The sequence below is a fragment of the Rhizobium leguminosarum genome (assembly GCF_002953715.1).
Lineage (GTDB): Bacteria > Pseudomonadota > Alphaproteobacteria > Rhizobiales > Rhizobiaceae > Rhizobium > Rhizobium leguminosarum_V.
Genome location: NZ_CP025014.1, coordinates 284,963 through 307,680, shown reverse-complemented (window position 1 = coordinate 307,680; position 22,718 = coordinate 284,963). Strand labels below are relative to the sequence as shown.

Genomic DNA, 22,718 nt, shown 5'->3' with positions numbered 1-22,718 from the left:
GGCGTGGCTGGGAGCGGTCAATCACAACAGACTCTCCTAACGTAGGTGTTGCCGATCGTGACCATCGAGTCCTTCGCGATCAGCCCATGGCTCTTCAGGGCATTGGAAACATCTTTCGCCTCTTGCTCGGTATAGAGGTCGTGCAATGTGACGGCGAACCACCCATTGGCAGCCAGGTGCACGCTCAATGGCACAGGCGACCCCTTCACAAATTCCTGGGCGTCTGGCAACGAATTGAAGCTTTTTACCTGAACATAACGTTGCTCGCCGGAGTCCTCATCGAACTGGCTGATGTGAACCCACGAGTAGTGCATGAAGCCGACCAGCCCGGCGACGGAAACCTTGTACCAATCGCCGCGGATATCGAGAATGTCGACGGATGCGCCGTTTCCAGCATCGCCGATCGCCTTGGCGTCGGCGTCCGCGGAAAGCTTGACCGGAGCCCTGCCCTTGGGATGTCGGACAGTACCATCTCTTGCGAGAGGAACCTCCAGCGACGGATCGGCCTTCGCCTCGACACGGCGCGGTACCGGAGCATCTCGCGCGACGTCGCGAGGTTCTACCTTTGTCGACAGATCAGGTGAATGCGAGCCGGTCGTGACCCGATACTTCGCCATCTCGCTTCCCGACAGGTACCGAATGTCGTTGCTGTCGTACGAAAACGAGAGCTGGAGAAGCGCTGGATCGACGCCCATCTCCGACATGTAGCCAATGACCTCCGCAGTCGTCTCCTGTACGGCGGAGACCGCGTCATCGATCTTCATACCCTGGGTGTCGTTGAAAGACGACTTGTGGACGCCGATCGAGCCCGGCTCGGCAAGACGGCTGACCCCTCCGAGGAACGCGAGCGAACAGGCCGACGCGCACTCCGCTTGTCGCACCTGAATTGTCGAGAGCCCGAGCGAGCGAATGAGGCGGCCCAGTTCGATAGCCTTGGCTACATTGCCGCCGGGACTATCAAAGCCGATGACGGCCGGGTGTTCGCGCGCGACAATCTCCCTGAAGCGTGCGAGATCGTCGATGTACTCGAACGCGCCGCTAACGGTGACGAAAGCCCACCCGGCGTCCGTGTGATGAGCGGCATATTCCAGCCCAGCATTTGCTTGACCTACCGCGGCCCCAAGGAACATCGCTACAGCAGCGACCGGAAACTTTAACGACATCTGACGCACCCCAACTCAGGAGATCAAATGCACAGTCCACTTCAGGTCGCAAGTCTGCTTTTGGTAAGTTGTATATAAGGGTAAATGGGCGACGACGATCATCGGCAAACTGGATGCGAACGAGGGCCACGATGAGGGTCTAGGGGGTCGATTTCACAAGCCGTCCTTCCCGGCGAAAACCGCTCACATGCGCGGTTTGCGAGCTTGAGGGACACCCTTTCGTTTCGAGAGCTTCGGCGCTGGAGCACGTTTGCAGACTTTGAAGCGATCCTTGGCGCAAGCGGACCATGGATCGCCGGCTTGGATTTCCGTTTGGTCAAGCTGACAAGTTTGTCAGCACTATCGGATGGCCCGAATTCGGAGGCTACGGAAACCGGCATCAAAGTCAACGCGACGACGTGGTTCAATCTGTCGAACGAACTCGCCGCGCCTCGCTGGCCTATCGTGCGGATGCCGTTGCGAAATATGGCCCCGCTGGTTATGAATTGACGTCACCAACAAGGCACCGGGGAATTCCATTGGCAAACGGCACAGTTAAGTTTTTCAATCAAAACAAGGGCTTCGGGTTCATCACACCTGACGACGGCGGTCAGGACGTGTTCGTCCACGTGAGCGCCGTACAGGGGTCGACGTTGCTGCGCGATGGCCAGAAGGTGTCCTACGAGATTGGCGAAGATCGCAAAACAGGAAAGTCGAAGGCGGAAAACGTCCGCGCGATATAACGTGAATCCCCTGGGGCGGTTGTGGCATGAACATTAGAACTGCCATTTGGGACGCGTAATGCTTCAGAGGCTCGTCGCAGTCGGCAAAGAGGTCGGCGAAAGCCGACGTCGAATTTGTTCAGCACAATTACGTCGCCAATTCTGTCGTTATCCGCTATTCACTGGCTGAGGACGAAGGCGGCTGCCTGCTCGGCTTCCAGTCGCTGATCCGGGTAACAGAAGGTAATCGGTATGGCACGCCGATCGGCTGGGGCATCATCGGGACGCACGTGTCGCCGGACGCCGCCAGGCTCGGTGTCGGGAGACGGTTGAATTTCACCCGGCAGGCGGCGATCGATACCGGAGTGACCAAGATCGAGGCTTTTATCGGCTTGGATAACGCGGCCGCCCAGGCATTCTACGAGAGCGTGGGATTCCGGACGTACCGCCAGACCCATAGCGCCGTCTGCAAGTGCTGGTCTCTTGATGGGGATCCACCGTAAGAGGATGGACGAACGTGTCTTCACTCGATGGACAGGTCTCATCTCGTCGAGGTCGGATGTCTTCGAGTCGAGGTGAAGCGGTCCCTCATGATAGTCAATCGCGCATCAGCAGCACCGAACCTTGAGCTCCGCTCTTTCGCGAAGAGCTTGGCTGGCCGGTCGCTACCAACCTCGAGCGGCGGTGCCTGAATCTATATTTGATCCGTTCTAGCGTAAACCATTATTCCAACTTTCAGTTGCCGGAATCACAAGCTTATGTTCCTTTAAAGTTGGGGAGCGTGACCATCGTTGAACGATGCTTTCAATCCCCAGTCATATTTTGTGGAGGGGTAAATGCAAAAAGCTGGTGGCATTATCGCACTTGTGGCGGGGATTTTCGGAGTGCTTGCTGCTCTGGTTACGCTGTTCGTTGGAGGCGTTGGAGCAGGTTTGGAATCTGAGGGGGCTTCAACAGTGATCGGCCTCGGCTGGGGTGGAATGTTGTTCTCCTTCTTGACGATCGTGCTGGGTGCGGTCGCGATGGGAGCCAACGGCAAAGTACCCGGCGCGCTCCTCATGGTATGCGCTATCGTCGGCGCGGTTCTCGGTGGGACGTTTGTCGCCATCTTCATGGTTCTCGCCTTCATCGGTGGACTACTTGCGACCATCGGCGTCAAGAAGCCGGTTGCGGCGAGCGCCTAAGTGAAGACCATCTGGAAGGTCCTCTTCTGGATCGTGATCATCGGGCTTGGCTTGCCAGTTCTCGGTATTCTGGTGACGTTGGTTCTATCGTCATTCACTGATTTCGGAAGCGGGGGTTCTGTTCAAACTCAAGCAACGCTGGACGGTTCGCCGTCCAGCACCAGCCCACCTGATGATCTCTCGGACGCCCTGTCGTTTTTCTCCAAACTCACCGAGGTCCAGAAAGATTCGGTGAAGGATAAATACCGCGGAATGCTTGTCGAGTGGACCTTGCCGGTCTGGGACGTCACAAAAGATGGCGAGAAATATATCGTGCAGACGAGCAGCGACGCGCCAATTTCGATCTTCTGCAAGGTGTCCGCAGAAACGGCCGGGGCCATCAATAGATTAGAGACACTCGCTGCTGGCAATCCTGTGACCTGCAAGGGACTGATCACAGGATACACACTCGGGTTCGTGAACATTTCTCCGGCTGTGCTGACCGAGTAGTAGCCTTGCGGACACTTGCATCTCAGGCGCCCCTCGTTGCGGCAATCCTCGACAACTTAAAGCGTCTTGGCCTAGGTGCGACCGACACACTACCGAAGACCGAAGACCCAGAGCACTTGATGGTGCCAAGCGGGTCGAAAAGCAGGGAATACACTTGACGTGGATCGACGGCATCAAGGCGTGGTGATCAACCCTCGATAATTTCGGCCGCCCTCCGGGCGTACCGGTCGGCCTGTTCGTCTTCACCCATCGCTGCAAGCAGAAGAGAAAGATTCTGATACGTTTGAGCGTCAGCAGGACGTATTCTTATTGCTGTCAGATAATGCGAGCGCGCATCCGAAAAAGAGCCTTTCTCATGAAGAAGTACCGCCAGATTATTGTGGGCTTCTGCGTACTCAGGCATCGCCCTGATGGCTGCTCGATAGTGTTTTTCCGCCTCCTCTAGGTCTCGCACTTCGAGCAGCATGGCGTAGTTGTAGTGAGCTTCGGCGTAATTCGGTCTAGCCTGCAACGCTTGTATGTAGTGCGACTCAGCCTCTTTCACCTCGCCTTGGCTTTCGAGGAAAACCCCGAAATTGTTGTGCGCCTCGGCAAAGCCGGGTCGGAGCCGCAGTGACTCTCGAAAGTGATGTTCCGCCTCGTGCCGATCACCCCAGGCGTCGAACAAACCGGCCAAACGCAGGAGGGCGTCTACATATTCCGGCCGCCACTTCAGAGCCTGCCTGTAATGCGTCTCGGCCTCCTCGGGTCGAGCGGTTTCTTCGAGCAGGATAGCCAGGTTGTAATGGGCTTCAGGATATTGAGGCCAAAGACGAATGGCGTCTCGATAGTGCTTTTCGGCGGTTATTCGATCACCGCTGCGTTTTAAGATCACGCCGAGGTTGTTATGCGCTTCGGGGTAGTCAATTCGAAGCTCCAATGCTTTCTCGCAGCAATGCATCTCTTCTGCCAACTGCCGATCGTCCGTACCGACGATGCCTGCTCCTTTCAAAAACCAGTCCTCAGCCGTCATCTGCTCTTCGGGCCGCGCAGCTAGCGCCCCTTGATCGACGGAAAGGACGCGATAGAGATGCCGTCGCGGAAGGTAGTCGCCTTTCAATTCGAAGACGTCGACCTCCTGGAAAAGATAGACCGGCAGGTCGATGAGATCGAGGACAGTCTGCGTGACCAAGAGGGTATCGGGCTCGGCGCACGATTCCACTCGCTTGGCGATATTCAACGCCCGGCCAATCCAGGCGTCGTCGTCGTGCATTCGAGAGCACTCACCGAAATGGCAACCGACTCGGATTGGCAGGTCGTGAGCCGGGTCCGACATCAAGTGACGTCGTCGTTGCTTCCAGTAGGCGATCAGTTTCAACGAGAAATGAACGGCTACATCAGCAGATTCGAATAGATAAAGATGCCCGTCGCCTGTAAAGTTCTCATGCCGCCGACCGTATTGGCTCGCGAGCGTCTGAGACAGGTATCGATATTCGGCAATCGTAGTTGTAACGGAGTCGCGCGAAACCCTGTTCCAGACCGCTGAGTGTCGGACGAGATCTGTGAACACGGCGGCAAAGTAGATGTCCATTCGCAACTGCCGAATGTTCCAAGCGACCGAGGAGCTGGCTTAAACGCAACCCCTTGTCATCGCGCAATCAAGGACCATCATCATGCCACAGTACATGGTCGAAAGACACCTGCCAGGTATAACCCCCGATCAGCTTGGCGCAGCGGCCTCCCGCGCAAAGAACGTCACGGCGGAGATGACTAGCCAGGGCAAGCCCGTGCGCTATCTTCGGTCGACGTTCGTGCCGTCCGAGGAGCGTTCATTCTGCCTGTTTGACGCCTCGTCCGAGCAGGATGTGAAAGAGGCAAACGAACGCGCAGGGATACCCTTGATCCGGATCACCGAGGTGAAACATATCTCTGCCGACGACGTGATCTAGCGCCTCCGGCTCCCTGTCCTCCGCCAACTTAAGCCGAGGCTACACCTAGGCGGATGTTTCAAGCGCCCCTTTCGCTTGGTCGGCACGCGGTCTCTTCCGGCACGACTAGGCGCACGATCTCGAGCTGTCGACAGTAGAGCGGCATGGCCTTTTCTCCTCCATGCAGTCGCGCCAGGGCTTTTCGTTCGTTTCCATAGCTTCCTGCGACCAGGCACGCAACTTTTGATCTTTCTAAAGTAATTCTGCAGTATCATCTTGCCTATAAAAGCTTCGATGGTAGCATGCCGCCGCCGAGGGATCGATAATGACCATAGATGAACTGATGGAATTGCAGGAGGCGGGCTCCAGAGCACGTGTTCTTGGTCTGAAATCTTGCGAAAACCCGTATCTTGCTCCCGCGAGAATGCCCACAGGCGACAGCTCGGCGCTTGCTGACTGGCTCGCGCGCCATGATGCCTGGAAGTTCGGATGGGAGACGGAAGATGCCAGCCGTGACGGTTCGATCTCCGATTATTTCCGCGAGCTCATCACCACGAAACGCAGGCCGCAGAGGCCTGATCGTCTAACAGGTGCCTCAATCGACAACGACGCAACCTAGCTGTCATGGAGATCCGCCAGCGAAAACCAACATCTCCCAGACGCCCACCCGCGGGGCATCTCGACCGCGGCACTTGGCTAACCTCTAATCGCGATGGCCGCCTCAAACAGGAACCGATCCGAAAACTCCGGGGGTGTCTTCACTTTGCCCGCACGAGCGCCGACCCTCTCACATAGCTATTTGCTTTCTCGTCGAAGTCGACGATCAGCCTCGCCACCTCGTCGAATTCCAGGCGATAGGTCCTCATCTTCTCAGTGGTGAACACGCTTTGGTGATGCTGGCGCCGTGACCAGTCAACAGGCAAGTCTTCGATCTTTTTCTTGGTATCATAGCCGAAAAGCCCATGGCCGCTCATCTGCCAGACATGCATGTGGGCGAGCTTGTTTCTCCGGCTCTGAACCGTTTCGATCCTGTTCCTGAGTTGCTTCCACTCTTGCTGGAGTTCGCCATCGACGTCAGTGCTCACGACGAGCGCGGAAATCATGTCCAACTGACCTTTGAAGCCGATCCCGCTCCTGAAAACATCGTGACCGCGCGTGGCATTGGCAGGCTGCAGCAAACTTGTGAACACGTACATCAATGCCGCCTCGATGCCTCCGAACGAAGCCATCGCTTCTCCGAAGGCCTGATGAAATGCGTTCCGCACCGCATCGGGAACTAATGCCTGAAATCCATCTTGTTCACCGAGATCTTCGCTCTGATTCATCGCCAATCCTTTAGCCATCGCAAATGATTCAAGTGAAGCTAGCATTGAACCACGCTTCACTCGCCGCAGATGCCAACAATGGTAGCAGTGGCAGACGTAGACGCAGAATCCAATTGCTGGGCATTAGTCGTCATCATCCGAAAACGCAGGGCGTACCGACAAGCTGGGTCAACCTAGAGCCGGCGTTGCGCTGAATCAGATCGATCCGTTATTTGGACTAATTGAACCATTTTCTGGATTGTGGCTGACCGCCTCGCGGCACTTTCACCCGACTCTCTTAAAAGCTCTCGGATGATCCATCGGAGTAGATGACCTTGGTGACGAGCAGGGTCGCTTTAGCAGTTCCGGTGGAAACCGGCCCCGTGAGCTTGTCGTACGGCTCTCCCTGGATGAAAGGATTGTCGTCCCAGAAATAGAAGGTCTCGCTCGCGGCGGTCTTGCCAGGCGGTATCTTGATATCGAGCTTGCTTTCTCCATCGACAATCTTGTCTCCGAAGGCGTCGGTGACGGTCAGCGTGTGCGCGATCGCCACCACTGTTTTCTTGGAGGTGTTCTTGAATGTCGGAGCCAGTTCCACTCGGCTGTGGTAAATCTGTCGCTGATAATCCTTGTTCTGGACCCGCATCTTCGCCGAGACCGATTCAACTGGAGCCTTCGAAAGCGGGTTCGGAGGTGCCGTCGGCCCGGTTGATGCTTCTGCAGGCCCAGGGACCGCGATCGCGTCGAAGCAGGTCAGCCGTTTTAGAGAATCACTCTCGGCCTTGCATGAGCGCACATCGCTAATGAGGTCGGCATAGGAGGCGCTGGCAGTCAAACATAGGAAAAACGAAATATAGAGTGCCCTCACAGCATTGCCTTTCTACGAGAAGCTTTAGAACTACGAGTCTGGTCGGCAAAAGGCCACCGTGTTCCACGCCGATGGGCCCCGCCGGGTCGTGTGGACGATGCGTTCGAAAGGCGGACCCCGGCACCGCGTGGACTATGTGACGCTTTCAACGATCGCCTTCCTGATCAGGCTGCCAAGCAGGATTTCCAGTTCGTCCCCCGCCTCAGCATCGAGGACGGCCTTCGCCAGTGGAGCGTTCTGATTGACGAGCCCCCTCTCCGGAGCGCTCGGATCCTTGACGATCGTGAACTGATAAGTTTCCAGGCCGCGATCGACATATCGAAGACGAACCTTGCTTCCCAGTCGTGCGACGCCGCTTTTTGGACGCGGTGGCGGTACCCTGTCCGGCTTAGCTTTCGCCGGCGGTTCAACAGGAAGAACGATCTGCTTCGCCTCACTACGTGCGGCCGTCGACGGCTGTGGGGGCGACGCCGGACGCGGAAGCTCCGGCGAGCGGACCGGCGCGGCGGCCCGTTCAGCGAGCCTCGTCTTCAACTGGTCAAGACGATTGCCGATTGCGGCGCGAAGTCTCTCCGCCTCCCGTCGCGGATTGTCGAACCAATCCGTCGACCAGACCCGGTGAATGTTCCATCCGAGGTTTTCGAGGATTTCCTGGCGATGACGGTCACGGTCTCGGGCCGAGCGGGACGAGTGATAGGTCGCCCCGTCGCATTCGACCCCCATCAGGAAGCCGTGAGGCCATTGGGGATGACGCACGCCGAGATCGATGGAGTAGCCGCCGGCCCCAACCTGCGGGACAGCCACGCACCCAATGGCCTCGATCTGTGCGGCCACGAACTCCTCGAGCGGAGAGTCGAACGCACCGTGTATCCCAATGCCCGCCTCCAGGGGCGCACCCGCACTATATTCGAGCCAACGCTTCAACATCCAGGCGCCGGCGTTCGTCGTCTCCTCGGCGGTGATGTCGGACGGCGACATCGAGGTGAACGTCTTGATCTGCTCCTTTGCTCGCGTGAAAAGGACGTTCAAGCGGCGGCGGCCCGTAGGTCCGGCAATTGGGCCGAAATGCTGCGCGACCTTGGCGCCTTCCGAAGGCGGGCCATACACGGTCGATACGAATATCACGTCACGTTCGTCGCCCTGGACGTTTTCCAGATTCTTTACGAAGAACTCCTCGAGACCATCGCGCTCGCGCAGCCAGCGATCCACGTAGTCTCCGGCAGCTCTGTCGCGGGCGATCTCGTACTGGAGCCGCTCGTTGATGTAATCGGCCTGGGCCTTGTTGACGGCGACGATACCGAGCGACCGGCCCGCGTCATGACGCATGAACGAAAGCGCGGCCTCGACGACGGCATGGGCCTCTGTCGTGTTCACGCCGGCCTTGTAAATCCCACCCGTCTGGACGAGCGAGACGCCCATCTTCGGATTGTCTTCATTTGCGGAAGGAAAGACCGTCAGCCGATTCCGGTAGATCACGTTGTTCGAGAACCGGATCAGCGCGGAGTGTTTCGAACGATAATGCCAAGTAAGCATCCGACGCGGCCGGAACGCGCTGTTGGCCATCTCGAGAACGGACTCCTCGGTAACGGCGTCCGACTCTTCGTCGTCGGCAGTGTCTGCGATGCTCTTGTGGAAGAAATTCGTGGGCGGAAGCTGCTGCGTGTCGCCGACGATCATCGCCTGCCGGCTCCTGAACAGCGCGCCGATCGCGTCTTCAGGAGGCATTTGCGAGGCCTCGTCGATGATGCAGATGTCGAACTCGATGGTGTTCTTCTGAATGTACTGCGCCACCGCCAGAGGCGACATCATCCAGCACGGCTTGAGGGCCTGTAGCGACCGCCCTGCCCGCCTCGTGATGTCTCTAACGGGCACGCGGATTTTCTTCTGGCCGGCGAGATGCTCTAGAAGTCCCATCTCCGTGAACTCGGCGACGCGCCCACGCGCATTGCCAGCCGGAGGACTGGGGCCGGTCGTCAACTGGTGGCGCAGCGCCTTCCGGGACAGTACCGTGATGTCGTCGTCCAGCGATTTTAGGCGCTCGCGAAGAGAGTCGAGCTGCCGACCGGAATAGTTCACGAGCTCGCGACCGTACTTTGCGTAGACCCGCGCTGCAGAAGCTCGTCGAAGCAAGGCCTCGGCGTGATTTGCCACGTCGGTGGTCCCTAGCTGCCGTGAAAGCAGATCGATGGAGGCCAGCATGCCCAAGCGATCTATTTCCGCTCGCGCCTTTGCGACGGCGATCCAGTGCTCGAGTGCCTCGGCGTCTGCGGCGGCTTCCGCGAGGTAGTCGCCAGCCTGCCTGAAAGTGAGATCGGCAATCTTCGCCGTCAGGTCCAGCGAACCCTCGGACGACGCACGCGCCAGAAGCTCTTGAACCTTCTCTGCGGCCGCATAGGTGTTGGCGGCACAGGAGAGCAGCTCCTGCAGGCGGCCCTGCCGCGCCGCCACAGCAAAAACGCCGCCGAAAGCGTATCTCTGAAGAGCGTCCGCAACTTCGACCAGGTGCCCGATTGCTCCTCCGTCGGTCTTCCAGCCGGCGAATCGTTCTTCAAGGATATCGGCGAGCGGGCTTGCGTTAAGAACGCTGATCAAATGCTGCAGCTTGGCCACCTCGCCCGCGAGCCTCTGGACCTCGGCGGGAGTGACCGCGCCGGCCCGTTGAAACACCTGGCAAAGGCGCGTCAATTCAGCATCCGTCGACTTCATCTTCTCGAGGTCAGCGGTGAGCTTCTCGCGTGTACCTTCCAGACCTCGAAGCACCGTTTCCGGAGGAAGGTCTGGGAGGGAGGGAGTATCGACCAGAACCTGGACCGCTTCGCCCTTCAAGAGCTCTCTGACCTCTCTGTTGCCGAACCCGCTGAAATCCGCTTCGATCTTCTCGTAAAATCCAGCGAGCTGAGCAAAACTTTCGAAATCTGTCCGGACGCTATCGAAATGCGACCCGAACACGCCGCTATTTCCGGCGCGGGCGTCGAACCGCGCCTCCTCGTCGAGCTGGTTTCGCGCGGCGTCGAGTTGCGTGATGGCAGCTTGCTTGTCGAACTTGTCGGACTTCGCGAGAGAGCCATAAAACGCCTTTGCTTCCTTGTACTTCGAAGACAGAAAACTGAATGCGCCGGCACTCCGGATCGCGGCGAGAGGGCCGTCGATGTCGGCCGCACGCATCCCAGTTCTAAGCGTAAGGCTGCTTTCCAACTGACGACGCTGTTCACGAAGGGCAAGCCCCGCTGTCATCATCGTCTTCAGGGTCGAAACGGCGTTGGCGTCCGCCAGCGCTGCCGATCTCATCTCAAGGATATTCCTTGGAACTGAGCGAGCCAGCTCGCCAATCTTCCGCAGGACGCCGATCGACCATCCTGCAGCAGGCGGGCACTGGGAAATGAAATCTCTCGCCGTCGACAATGACTTGCCGAAATCGGCGATGGTCTGCTCGACGGCCGATATCTCGATAGCTCGTGCCGCGGCGCCGAAAGACTGAATTCCCGTTGACCGGCAGATCTCGGTTATCCGAGCCAATATCGGAAGCGCGTCGTCTCGCAGCGGATCGACCAATGAGGAACCGAGGCTCGCTGCCGCTGACCGGGCGGCATCGCAATCCGACAGAAATGCTCGCAGCTCGGCCGGCTTTTCGAACGTGGCGATCCTGGCCTCGGCCGTCGTCATCTCGCCAACGACAAGATTGCGAAGCGCTGCAGCCAGTCCTTCGATCGCCGAAATGTCCTCCATCGAAATCCGCTGTTCGACGCCGCTTCGCCTTAAGTCTTCGGCCGTCGCCTCGAGAGTCCTGAAGGCGTCGGCAGTGCGCTGGGCGAGAGCAAGAATTGCCGAGCTCTTGAACTGGCTTGTGTCGAGATTCTGAGTACCCTGCCAGTGAGTTCTTCCGGCAACGGGCGTCGAACTGATCCGTGAAAGCCGCGAAACATTCGAGACGAGCTCTTCAATTTCGTGGAGCCGGAATTCGCGGGAAGGTACCGAATGTTCAGAAAGGGCCACCGGCGACATGGCTTCGAGCAAGTGCTGAGTAGCGATCGCTCGCCCAAGCACGCGGTGAACGGTTTCTCCCGTGTTCTCCCACTCGCTCGAAAGGATCGTGACATAGCGAGACAGCTTTTCGCGAACTTCTACAAAGCGTTCGCGGCTTTCCTTTAGTTCTCTCGGCAGGTGTTCCCGAAGCCCCATGCGGTCGCGCACCGACCTCATGAATTCGTCCTTGGAGCTCTTGCCGGCAAGAAGCGGAAGGACGAACTCACCGAGACCCACGGCTTCGAGACGGCTTTGCACCACTTCCAGGGCAGCGGACTTCTCGGCGACGAAAAGGACCTTCTTGCCCGTGGCGAGAGCGGTCGCGATCGCGTTGACGATCGTGTCGGACTTCCCGGTGCCGGGCGGCCCCTCGACCGCGAGATTGCGGCCACGGGCGACGTCGACGAGGACACTGAACTGGCTGGCGTCCGCCTTCTTGACAAGGTGTGGGACTTCCGCCTCGACATCGGGCGCGTCGACCTCGTACTCCTCGGCGATTGCGCCGGCCTCCGAACTTTCGGATCCTACCAGGATGGATTCGACGATGCCGTTCTTGGAGAAATCCGACGCGCCTGGGTCGAGGTCCTCGTACATCGCCATGCGAGCTGCCGGAAAAACCGAGAAGGTGATCCGGCGGCGGACCTGCCACGGAAGCGTCGCATGCTTTATCTGCGCGATTTCATCAAAATATTCTTCGAGCGAGCCGCCCGTGAACAGCGGAAGCTCGATGTTGAATTCGCGCTTGAACTTCTCGCGGAGCACCAGATTGGTTTCAGCCTCTTCACCGGTGCCTTCCACGGAGAAGATTGGGCCGCCGGCACTCTTCTTCCTTTCCACGGTGACGGGAGCAAGAACGAGAGGCGAAAGGTAGACACGATCGTCGGCACGAGCAGGATCCTTCCACTCGAGAAAGCCGAACGCGCCGCGCAAGAGGTTCAGACCCGTCTCCTGCTGTGCCGTCCGCGCCTTGGTCATCAAGGCGTTCAACTTTCGCTCGAGGTCGGGGGCCAGGAGCAGCGTCTGCAGGTGCTCGTCTTCATAACGATCGTCATCGACGTCGACGCCTGGCAAGGGAAGCTCAAAGCTCGGATTGATGCCGTTGTTCCGGGCATGCTGAGCAAGCGATTCGTCCTTCCGCGTCACGCGCGTTGGCATACCGAGTCGTTCTCGGACGCGGTCCCGAAGAGCCCTTTCCGCTTTCCGAACGCGATCTGGATAGTCGAGCGCCTCGGCGTCCAACGCTTTTGTTTCCGCCAAGTACTCCTCGTCAGTTCGTAGAGCGATCGAAACCTCCTCCACGAACAGCGGCGAGAGTTCGTCCTTGTTGTCTTCCTCCAGCGATGGGAGCGACCTGAATTTCAGCGAATTGTCGTTGTTGAGGCTATAGAACACGCGGTCCGGCAATTCGTCGACTACACGGATCTGACTTGCCGACCTGGCGTCGAAGCTCATGTTCACGAGCGGATTCTTCGACGTCAGGTCGAGGAGCCTTGGCCGGATGTCTTCGATCTTGGCGGCGACAAGCTTAGAAAAGTCGCGAACGGAGGTATTAAAAGGGCCGTTCATGGAATCAAAGTCCAATGCTGAGTTAAACTAGAAATGGTGTCCCACAGGCACAACTGCCGATCAAGGTCCGAGCTTTAGAGATCGTTAATATCCACTGCAGATCGACGGACCGCTCCCACTCCTCATCGCCCATCTGTCGAATAAGAAAACCAATCAGGTGGTGCCACGGCCAAAAGCCGGGCAGCCCCAAAGGAGACGAAGAGGCGGGCTCGATGATTCCGCGCCCTTCTATTGGAAGCTTCTTCTCCATCTTGCTGGCGAGATGTGCGACCACTTGCCGGTCTGGATCGGGCAGTGATAGCGGTTATCGCTCGACCTTAGATCTATGCCCTTCTCTGCCTTTATCCTCTGAATCAATTTGTTACCCAGCTCGCTGATCGACTTCGTCTGACGCACTGGGCGCCATTGATCGGCTCAATCGGTGGGCGGCGTCCTGATGATGGAATGCATGCCTGGCAATTGATCGGCATGCGCCAAAAAATCGTGCGCGACTTGTACATTTGGGTTGTCGCTTAAACCTATCACGCCAAAACCAAAATCATCGTGTGGATAAAAAGCCAGATTCCAATCGAGTGAGATCATGAAGCAATGACCGTACAGTCCATACACAACCATCTTTGCGACAAGTAAAGATCTTACACTTTCGATAGGGAAATCATCCACTTTCATGAGGGTAATATTCCCCCATTCAGTTTCAACGGATTCAGCATATTGCTGCGAACTAGGATCACGCCCAAATCGTTTTTTGTAACTAAATTGTCTAACAAGCCCGGACTGAACTAGGCCTTTTATTAGATCGCCGTCTCGCTGGTCATCCGCAGCATCGCCGTAATGCCCAACTTCGTCAGAGTTTGCGTGCACCGAAGATGCAATCACAATATATTCCAGATCGTTTCTGAAATATCGCATGAAGAAGTCGACGGCAGATTCTTCCATGCCCGCCTCATATCGGGTGTCTTTTTCAAAAAAACCCAGGAAGCCATTTGATGCGCCGTATCCTGAAAGATTGACTGACATCATTAGCAATCGAAGGGTATCCCGCATTGTTCTTACCTACCGACGGTGATTTTGTCCCGCGGGCGACGCCCAGTGTTACGCGATGCTGGACGAACCAGTCATGGCAGCGTAATTTAAAATCCAACTTCCTCAGTTCAGTGATCGTCCAGTTCACCAATTCGCTTCGCGCACTACGAAATTTGCCTATATCCCGCATAGCAATCGTATCTGTCGACATCCAACATAAATCCATACTTGTCGAAAATTTTACCGTTACTAATTTTGTCTATCTTGTACGATCCATACATTAATGGATCCTGATCTGGAACAGATAATACTCGTCGAAAAAACTCCAGGTCGCTGAATTCTACATCAAGTGTATTCTTCAGAACTTGGCCCTGCTTCTCATACAGCTCCAGAACAAGCGAAACTTGCATAGGGTCATCCTTTTGGTGTTGTTCGTCCAGGCTTTGGAGGTTTTGTTTGCGCCCCGGTCACCGGATCGTATTCACCGAGATGCTTCTTTCCCGACTTATCGAATTTCTCAAGTTTACCGTGTTGGTAGTCCCATTCATAAATGTTTCCCTTGCTGTCGTACCACCGCGCTCTGCCGCCAACTGGCTTTCCCTTTTGCAAATCCGGAATTCCCGGTATTCCTTCTGCGGTCTTTGGTGGCGGGAAATATTTCTGATCACCTCCTGCATTCGAATTCTGGCTCAACACGATGTTAGGCATGCCGGCAGTGCTGAGCGTAATTTGCATGTCCTGCAACATGTACGCTGTCATCGGTTGATTGCCAATTGTCCCGCCGGTTAGGTAAATGGCGCCGCCGTCATCGTATACTTCAATAGTAAGGCTCGCCCTTGTTCCATCAGGATAGGTCACCAAGACCAATCGACCCGGTTGCTCACTTTGACCGGAAACCTGCACCGTACTTCCATCCGCAGCAGTGAACTCTTGATCGATATCTTGCCCAGTTGACCCTGCTGACACTAAAAGAAAAGCGCCGGCCAAAGCTGCAACTGCCACACCCGTGGTTCCTATGATCCCACGGACAATACCCGTCATTTGCTCGTAATCAGACAGGCAGTCCGCCGCCTGCGTCGCAGAAAATAGCTTTGTCTGTCCATTTGGCAGCGAAATCAGGCAGCCGGTCTGCGCGTATGCGGGGGTGATTATCCAGTCGAAGATATTGAAATCGATACTGCCCTGCTGTTGGCCGCACTGTTCGAGTTGATCACGGACTTCGGGGTCGTCAAGATAGGGGAACATTTCTTTTGACAAGGCAGCTTGTTCCGGGCTCCTCACTCCTTCAGCAACCATCCGGTCCAAGAGATCACCGAGAACCTCGGCGATTGTCTTGCCCGCGGACAGTGCGGCTCTCAGGCTAGTGTCGGAAAGATAGAACTCAATACTGACATGTTTGTCTTTGGTAATTTCGTAGGCCTTTTGGGGATCTCGGTTGAGGTTTTGCAACGATGGCGTCGCGCCTTGCGCCGTCAGCTCGGACTGCTTCTGCTCGTTGCGGACAGTGATTGCGCCGGGGCCGACGGTGGCGCGGACCGTCTGGCGCGTGTCATCAAGTTGGTAATTGCCCTCCAGCGTATTGTTGGCCGGCGGCGCACCGGGCAGTTGCTTGCCGGGAATGTCTATGCCGATTTGGGCGCTAAAGCCTTCGTAACCCTTCTGCCCGAGGAAATCGCTGTAGGTCAGTGTATCGGTCGAAAGCGACAAGTTGCCGCTCTCGGAGATAATCTTCCCGGCCTGAAGATCGGTATTGCCGCCGACTTCGATATCCATCTTGCCGGTGGACAGCAGGCCGGATTGCTCGCTGATCCAGTTCGTTGCACCCGCGCCCAGGCCGCCGCCGAATTGCAAGCCTGAAAGCTGAGTGGTCAACGGCAGAAAATTGCCTCCGACCGCACCGCTCAACGAGAAGCCCGCTGAGGCTGAGCTGTTGGCGCTGCTGCCGGTATCGGGCGTGGAGATGATGCTGAGATTGCCGCCGATATCGGCTGTGATCGTATCGCCGGAAACGACGGCGCCCTTGAGCGTCGTATCATTGCCGGAGCTGATCGTGATGTCGCCGCTGCCGGTGACATGGCTGTTGACTTGCGTGATCGAATTGGCGTTGGATTTCGACATGCCCGCGCCGGCACCGCCGGTGACGCCAACGCCGACACCCTGCAGGCCGATACCCGCGCTTACGCCGAAGCTGGCGTTCGCCGATTTGCTGTCGCTGCCCGTCTCGCTGGTCGCCTGGGCGCTTTCAAGCTTGATATCATGACCGGCTTTCAGCGTGATATCGCCGATCTTGTCGTCGCCGACCGCTGCAGCAACGCCGTAATCGTACCCCGCGGTTATCTGCGCGCCATGGCCTGTGAGATCGCCGGAGGTCGCTTCGATTGTGACCGATCGCCCAGCTTCCACGTTGGTGACGACTGGCGTAGAGGTGGACGCGGAGGCGCTGCTCTTTTCGTAGTTGAAGCCTGCCGTCAGCGAGACGGAGGCGATGCTGCCGCCGTCCTTGGCGATGCTGGAGAGCTGCTGCAGGGCATCATAAGCCTTCAGCGAGGCGAAGGCAGCGTTGGCCGCCGCATAACCGTCGGAAATACCGGCGATCTTCTGTGCAGCGCCGGCAATGCTCTGGGCTGCACTGACCAGGCCAGTCGAAACCGACAGCGTCACACCGGCAAAGAACTGTTCGTGCACGCTCTCGTAGTTCGACTTGTCTTCCGCGCTCAGCAGATTGACATCACGCTCCGCAGTGATCGCCACGTCGCGATCGGCGGAGACATCGGCAGCCTGCAGGTTGGCGTCGCGGCCGGCCTTGATCGTCAGGTCGTTGCCGGCGGAAAGGGTGGCCATCGCGTTGGTCTGCGAGCCTTGCTTTGTCGTGTCGGAAACCGAGGACATGCCGATACCGACCGAGAAGCCGCCGCTGCTCGAGCCGAAGGAAATGCCGAAGCCGGAGCGCTTTTCCTTTTCCTCCGACGATTCGCTTTCGGCGCCGGGGGTGATGTTGACGTCGCGGGCGGCGTCGAGCACGATGTTGTTGTCGGCATAGATCTGCGAGCCGAGAATGTTGACATCGGTCTCGCGCGATTTGAGTGCGACATCCGTTCCGGCAGAAAGCACAGAGGCCACGTTGAGCTCAGAGGCCTGCTTGCCGCTGTTCTGCTGGCTGCCGTAGATCGAAATGAAGCCTCCACCGCCGCCGACCCCGAAGCCGGACTTCTTGCGCGTGATCTCAAGCTCATGCTGCTCGGCCGCACCGATGACCGAGACGCTGTCGCCCTTGACGGAAATCGAACCATCCGCATACGCTTGTGAGCCAGCGATCACCGCAGCGCCGCCGGCATCCAGATTGATATTACCGGATGCCCCGAGTTCGGAAGCGACCGTCGTTTCGTCGTAACTCTTGTAGCTGGATGAGCCTTTGGACAGGAAGCCGCTGCGCGAGCCCTTGTCATCCTTGGCGCTGGTGTCCTTGCCGGAGGCGATGATGAGGTCGCCCTTGGTGGTGATGTTCAGGTTCGCGGCGCCGGCCTCATTGCCGGCTTCGATCTTCGAGGCCGAGATGACCGTGTCCTTGCCGGATTCAATGTCGACGCCGCCACCGCCTGTGATGGCGGAACCGACGGCCGTCGTCGTTTCCTGATGCGTAGTCGTCTTCTCGCTGCTGCCGAGGAAACCGCCCTTGATGCTGAGCTTGGTGTCGAGGGTCGCGGTGTCGGTGGCTTCGGCGATCGTTACGTCACCATCGGCCTTGAGAGCGACCTTGCCGTCGGCGGCGAGCTTGCTGCCGACGATGTTGAGGTCGTGATCGCCGCTGCCGCTGCCTGCCGTCACCGAGAGGTCGCCGCCCGCCGATATCTCTGAGCCGACATGGGTGATCGACGAGGCGGACTTCTTACCGAAGGAGGACTCGGAGCGCTCCTGCGCGGCCGTGATGTTGATATCGTCGCCTGCGGAGAGCGCGACATTGCCGCCAGCCTTGACGGACGAACCGGAGAGCAGGATGTCGTCGCCGGCCTTGATCGTCGCATTGGTGCCGGCGGATAGCTGCGATTGCTGCTGGTCGGTGGAGAGGGTCTTGGTGTAGCCGGATTGATTGCCGCGGGCGACATCGGTCGACACCACGGCCACCGAACCCTTGTCGGCAGTCACGTCGAGCGTCGTGCCCGCCTTGGCGGAGCTGCCGATGACGTTGACATTGTCGGTGGCCTTGATCGTCAAGGCCCCACCGCTGGCGATCTGAGTGCCGGTGGCATTTTGTTGACCACTATTGTCGACCTTGGCCGCATCCAGCGTTACGTTTTTACCGGTGAGCGAAGCGTTGCCTGTGGCATTGACCTTGACGCCCGTCAGCGCCAGATCGCCGCTGCCGCCGGCAAGCTGCAGAGCGCCGCCTGCCGTCACGCCTGCATTGGTATTGACGACGTTCTGGCCGCCGATCGTCATCGTCTGGGCGGCGAGCGTGATGCCGTTGGTGGCATTGAGCGCCGTGTCGCCGCGCGACAGGAACGTGCCGCTGCCCTGGATGGAGCTGCCGGAGACGGTAAGGCCGCCAGCCGACGCGATCAGGCCGGAATTGTCGAGATTGCCGACATTCATATTGACCGAGCCGCCCGCCATGGCCGCGCCGGCGCCGGAAAGCTTCTGTCGGTCAGCGGCGGCAACATAAACGACCGGAGCCAGCACCTGGACGCCGTTGACGGTCTGCCATTGGTAGAGGACGATCGACTCGGTCAGCGCCGCCGCCTGCTCAGGCGTGAGGCCCTGGCCGACGGTCAGGCCATGATCCTTGGCATAGGTGGCACCGTTGTCCAGCAGCGTCTTCATCTGCTTGATGGCGCTGTCGCCGGCGATAAACGTGCTTCTGCCGAGCCCTTCGCCGACGAGCTGCCGCAACTGCGTGTCGATCAGTTGGTTTTCGAAATAGGCATCGCCGAGGAACGGAACCGTCGTCTCCGGCTGATAGCCGATTTGATCCATGAAATAGCCGGAGCCATAGAAGGTGCCGACATCGAGGTAGGCTGCGCGGGTTTCGAACAGGAAGGTCTGGTGGGCTATCTTGCCGCCGAAGCCGCCGGATTTCGGGTTGGCAGGAGGCAGAAGGGCGGCACCGCCGAGTCCTGCATTGACGTTGAACAGCGCACCGCCCGCGGTCAGGCCGCTGAGCGCCGACAGCGGATCGCCGGGATTGCCTGCCGCCGTGACGCTGGCGCCGCCGGCCATCGAGCCGGCCGCCGACGTGTTGCTGACGCTGCCGAAATCGACGGAGAGCGCACCGCCGGCCTTGATGTTGGCCGATACGCCGCCGATCGCCTCGACGGAGCTGACGATCGTCGAGCCGTTGGCGATATTCTTCGAGGGATTGGCGGTGCCATTGGCATTATAGGCGGTGCAGGCGCCCTGGGCATGGCAGGTCGTCGTCGTAGTGCGGAAAAGACTGACGCCGGTATTGGTCAGTGTCGACCCCTTCAGCGTCGCGTTGCCGCCAGCCTCGATCGAGCTGTAGGCGTTGGTCAGATTGGTGGCGTCGATGGTGAGATTGCCGCTCGCCCGGATCGTCGCTTCAGGGCTGAGTGTGCCAACCAGGCGATCTTCATAGACCGACTGGCTGAGGTGGGACGACCAATCCCAGCTATAGGTGGTGCTTTCATCCGAGCCGCTGAAATTGACCTCGTCGACGATGAAATAGCGCGACGGATTGTTGGGATCGACAACGGGATTGCCGTTCGCGTCCCTCGGCACGCGGGCCCTGATCCAGTCGATGATTGGCTCGACCTTTTCGGGTCCGTCGGCCGAGATCCATGTCCAGGCGCGATAGGTCGTGCCGTCGGCAAGCGTCGCCTTCGACCAGAGCAGAGGCTGATAGTCCTGCCACAACCCCGGATCCACGCCCGCATAGAGCTGGTACATGTTCTGATCTGCGGTCTCGAGGTAGCCGAAAGGCAGGCCGGCGGCGACGGGGTTGAGCGTAAAGCCGCTGACGACGCCCGAGGAAACCAGCACCCCGGTCGTCCATTGCGGCGCAGTAGCCCGCTCGTTTGTCAGATTGCTGGTGAGGATGGACATGTCGTTTCCAGCCTGGATCAGACCGGAAATATTGGTGACTTCAGTGTTTCTTAGTCCCGATGTCGTCCCGGCAATCTCAAGATCATTGCCGGCGAGGATGGCGCCTTGATTGTTGGTGAGCACCCCGCCGATGAACAGGCCCGCGTCGTGGCCGGCATAGGCAAGGCCCGTGGCGCTGTTGGTGAAATCGTCGGAAATGTTGAATGTTAAATCGTGGCCGGCAGCCAATTGCCCGGCATTGGTCAGCGACGGCAGCGTCAGGGTCAGGTTGTTGGCGGCGAGCAGCGCCGTGCCGACCGTTGTCGAGAGGCTGGAAGCGTTGATGTCGATGTCGCCCGAACCGCCGGCATTGGTAACGGCATTGATCCTGGTGCCGCTGAGATCGGCAGCATCTGATAGATTGAGAGTGAGCCCCCCGAGAGTGATGCTGTTATTGCTGAGATTGGCGCTATCGGCGTTGAGCGTCAGCGTGCCGCCCGCGGCGATGTTGCCTGCGCCGCCGTTGGAGAGATCGATAGTGGTGGTGGTGAGCGTCAGGTTTCCCTTGGCGCTGGTGGGATTGCCGTAGCTGATCTGGCCGGCAGCGGAGAGATCGGCACTGCCGAGGCTCTGCAGCTTGGTATAGGCGAGATTCTGGCTGGCATCGGCCGAAAGATCGCCGCTGCTCAGCAGCGCGTTGGAAACGGTGATCGAACCATTCGTGGCGGCAAGGCTTATGTCGCCCGCCGGCTGCAGCACCAGTGCGGCATTGGCGGATTGGGCGGTGGCGGCAAGATCGACGCCTGAGGCGATCGTCGCGGCTGCGATCGAACGGCCCGAAGCCGTGACGTCGCCCTCAGCCAGGACATCGCCCGATACGGCGATGTCGGCGCCGGCGGAAAGCGTGAGATTGTTGCCGCTGACAAGCGAGGCCGCGGCGATCGAGCCTGATGTCGCGGTGATCGCCAGCGCATCGCCGCTCTTTGCCGCACCGGCAATCTGGATGTCGCCTGAGGTGGCGGACAGGGTAAGCATCTGCCCGGCCATGACGCTGTCGGCCGCAATTCCGGCGGCCGACGTCATCTCAACGTTGGCGCCGCTATTCACCTCGCCGCCGACACTCAACAACCCGCTGCCGCTCGACAGCAGGATATCGTCATCGGCGGCGACCGTATTGAGGGTGATGCCCTGATCCGCCTGAACGGCGACCTTTGCCTTCGACGTGACCTTGGAAGCCGTCACCTTCGCCTTCGAGGAGATCGAAACGCCCTGCTGGCCGGAGACGTTGCCGAGCGAGATCTTGCCGTCGGCAGACAGAGACAGCTCGCCGGCATTGGCGGCCATGTCGCCGCGCATGCGCACGCCGGCGCCCTTTTCGGTGACGACCACCTTGATACGGTCGGCCTGCATGGCGCCAAGTGCCGAACCGTCGATCGCATATTCCGGGGTGCCGGACGTCGCCGCAAGCGGCGTGGCGTTGCCGGTAGCATAATCGAATTGATTACGGCCGCCCGTGACGCGAAGATCCTTGCCGAAGACCGCGCCGTTGACGTGCACGGAGCGCGAGACGATATCGAAGAGGTCGACCGCGCCAGGCCCGGCAGCGAAGTTGCCGCCATTCGTTCCGATGGTGACATCGCCGCCGTTGACCGTGAAGCCCTTCAGCGTGCCGTCCGCGCCGATATCGGGGACGCCTGTGGTTAGCGTTGCATGCGGCGTGTTGATGAAGCCGCAGCCGTCGCAGGTGATGCCGTTCGGATTGGCGATGACGACGTCGGCTCGTCCGCCGAACACCTCGATCGCACCGTTCAATGCCGAGCGGTTGCCGCTGATCACCTCGTTGAGGATGACCGATGCCGGACCGGAGCTGTTGAGATTGGGGTTGCCCGGCGTGACGCCGCCGAGATTGGAGTTGCCGACCTCGCCCTTGAAGTTGTTGAGGATGAGGCCCGGCGTGCCGACGTTGAAATTGTCGTATTTGTTATGCGACAGGCCCTTGCTGTTCGGCGTGACGATGTCGATGAGCGGCACGCCGTTCGGCGCCGTGCCGACGCCCGGCTGGTTGGCCGCCGGCGCCGTGGTGCCTGCCGAGACCGACTGGGCATTGGCAAGCATCGGCTGCAGCACGAGCAAACTGCTGAGCAGGAGCGCCAGCGATTGCCTGAAAAGACGTGCTGGCCTGAGACCAGCTCTTTCATCTGCGCCGGCGACGCCCCTTGTTGCCGCCGTCCGCCCCAACCGCTCTTCGCTCATCACTGTCTTCCGCGCCCTGAAGTCTGCACGGCGGATAAATCCCGCCGGAGTTGTAATTTTTCAGCAGGACCGAGACCACAGCCATTGGTCGCGGTCAACTTCCGCCTGCACTTGAGGTAAATGCAATCCGAAGAAAACATCGTCATTTATCGCGGTGCAGCAATCATGGCTGGCCATTATCCCAACCATCCTGATGGAGAG

General features: G+C 58.8%; 14 protein-coding genes. 6 read left to right on the top strand and 8 right to left on the bottom strand.

What is annotated here, in order from left to right:
* Positions 1-17 precede the first annotated feature (17 nt).
* Positions 18-1,163, bottom strand: a complete 1,146-nt coding sequence (locus tag CUJ84_RS30950) for a hypothetical protein (protein WP_105009430.1) — start codon at positions 1,161-1,163, stop codon at positions 18-20.
* 518 nt (positions 1,164-1,681) lie between these two features.
* Here CUJ84_RS30950 and CUJ84_RS30940 point away from each other — a divergent pair.
* The 4 genes from CUJ84_RS30940 to CUJ84_RS30925 all read left to right on the top strand — a co-directional run bounded on the left by CUJ84_RS30940 (position 1,682) and on the right by CUJ84_RS30925 (position 3,537).
* Positions 1,682-1,885 (top strand): cold-shock protein, encoded by a 204-nt coding sequence (locus CUJ84_RS30940; protein WP_105009428.1) that lies wholly within the window; start codon positions 1,682-1,684, stop codon positions 1,883-1,885.
* Positions 1,886-2,034: 149 nt separating this feature from the next.
* Positions 2,035-2,367, top strand: coding sequence for a GNAT family N-acetyltransferase (locus CUJ84_RS39440; RefSeq protein ID WP_105009427.1), 333 nt, complete (start codon positions 2,035-2,037; stop codon positions 2,365-2,367).
* A 333-nt stretch (positions 2,368-2,700) separates the two neighbouring features.
* Positions 2,701-3,048 carry a hypothetical protein gene (locus CUJ84_RS30930; protein ID WP_105009426.1) on the top strand — a complete coding sequence of 116 codons (348 nt, stop codon included), beginning with the start codon at positions 2,701-2,703 and terminating at the stop codon, positions 3,046-3,048.
* The gene (locus CUJ84_RS30925) at positions 3,049-3,537 is read left to right on the top strand and encodes a hypothetical protein (RefSeq protein WP_105009425.1); all 489 of its coding nucleotides are present in this window, start codon (positions 3,049-3,051) and stop codon (positions 3,535-3,537) included.
* Between the two features lie 187 nt (positions 3,538-3,724).
* Here the strand turns inward: CUJ84_RS30925 and CUJ84_RS30920 are convergent, their stop codons facing one another.
* Positions 3,725-5,107, bottom strand: coding sequence for a tetratricopeptide repeat protein (locus CUJ84_RS30920; RefSeq protein WP_105009424.1), 1,383 nt, complete (start codon positions 5,105-5,107; stop codon positions 3,725-3,727).
* Positions 5,108-5,189: 82 nt separating this feature from the next.
* Here CUJ84_RS30920 and CUJ84_RS30915 point away from each other — a divergent pair, with 82 nt between their 5' ends.
* A complete protein-coding gene (locus CUJ84_RS30915) occupies positions 5,190-5,465 on the top strand; it encodes a DUF4242 domain-containing protein (protein ID WP_105009423.1) in 276 nt (91 codons plus the stop codon).
* A 304-nt stretch (positions 5,466-5,769) separates the two neighbouring features.
* A complete protein-coding gene (locus CUJ84_RS30910; RefSeq protein ID WP_105009422.1) occupies positions 5,770-6,063 on the top strand; it encodes a CrpP-related protein in 294 nt (97 codons plus the stop codon).
* Positions 6,064-6,202: 139 nt separating this feature from the next.
* On the opposite strand, the gene CUJ84_RS30905 is transcribed toward CUJ84_RS30910, so the two are convergent.
* The 6 genes from CUJ84_RS30905 to CUJ84_RS30880 form a co-directional block, all read right to left on the bottom strand.
* A complete protein-coding gene (locus tag CUJ84_RS30905; protein ID WP_158686981.1) occupies positions 6,203-6,814 on the bottom strand; it encodes a hypothetical protein in 612 nt (203 codons plus the stop codon).
* Between the two features lie 232 nt (positions 6,815-7,046).
* Positions 7,047-7,616 carry a hypothetical protein gene (locus CUJ84_RS30900; protein ID WP_105009420.1) on the bottom strand — a complete coding sequence of 190 codons (570 nt, stop codon included), beginning with the start codon at positions 7,614-7,616 and terminating at the stop codon, positions 7,047-7,049.
* 132 nt (positions 7,617-7,748) lie between these two features.
* Entirely contained in the window at positions 7,749-13,205 is a 5,457-nt protein-coding gene (locus CUJ84_RS30895) for a DUF4011 domain-containing protein (protein ID WP_105009419.1), read from the bottom strand.
* Between the two features lie 414 nt (positions 13,206-13,619).
* Positions 13,620-14,249, bottom strand: a complete 630-nt coding sequence (locus tag CUJ84_RS30890) for a hypothetical protein (RefSeq protein WP_027687408.1) — start codon at positions 14,247-14,249, stop codon at positions 13,620-13,622.
* 143 nt (positions 14,250-14,392) lie between these two features.
* On the bottom strand, positions 14,393-14,638 hold the full coding sequence (locus CUJ84_RS39435; RefSeq protein ID WP_027687407.1) for a DUF7683 domain-containing protein: 246 nt from the start codon (positions 14,636-14,638) through the stop codon (positions 14,393-14,395).
* A 4-nt stretch (positions 14,639-14,642) separates the two neighbouring features.
* Complete coding sequence (locus CUJ84_RS30880) at positions 14,643-22,517, bottom strand: hemagglutinin repeat-containing protein (protein WP_105009418.1); 7,875 nt, start codon at positions 22,515-22,517, stop codon at positions 14,643-14,645.
* Positions 22,518-22,718: the final 201 nt, after the last annotated feature.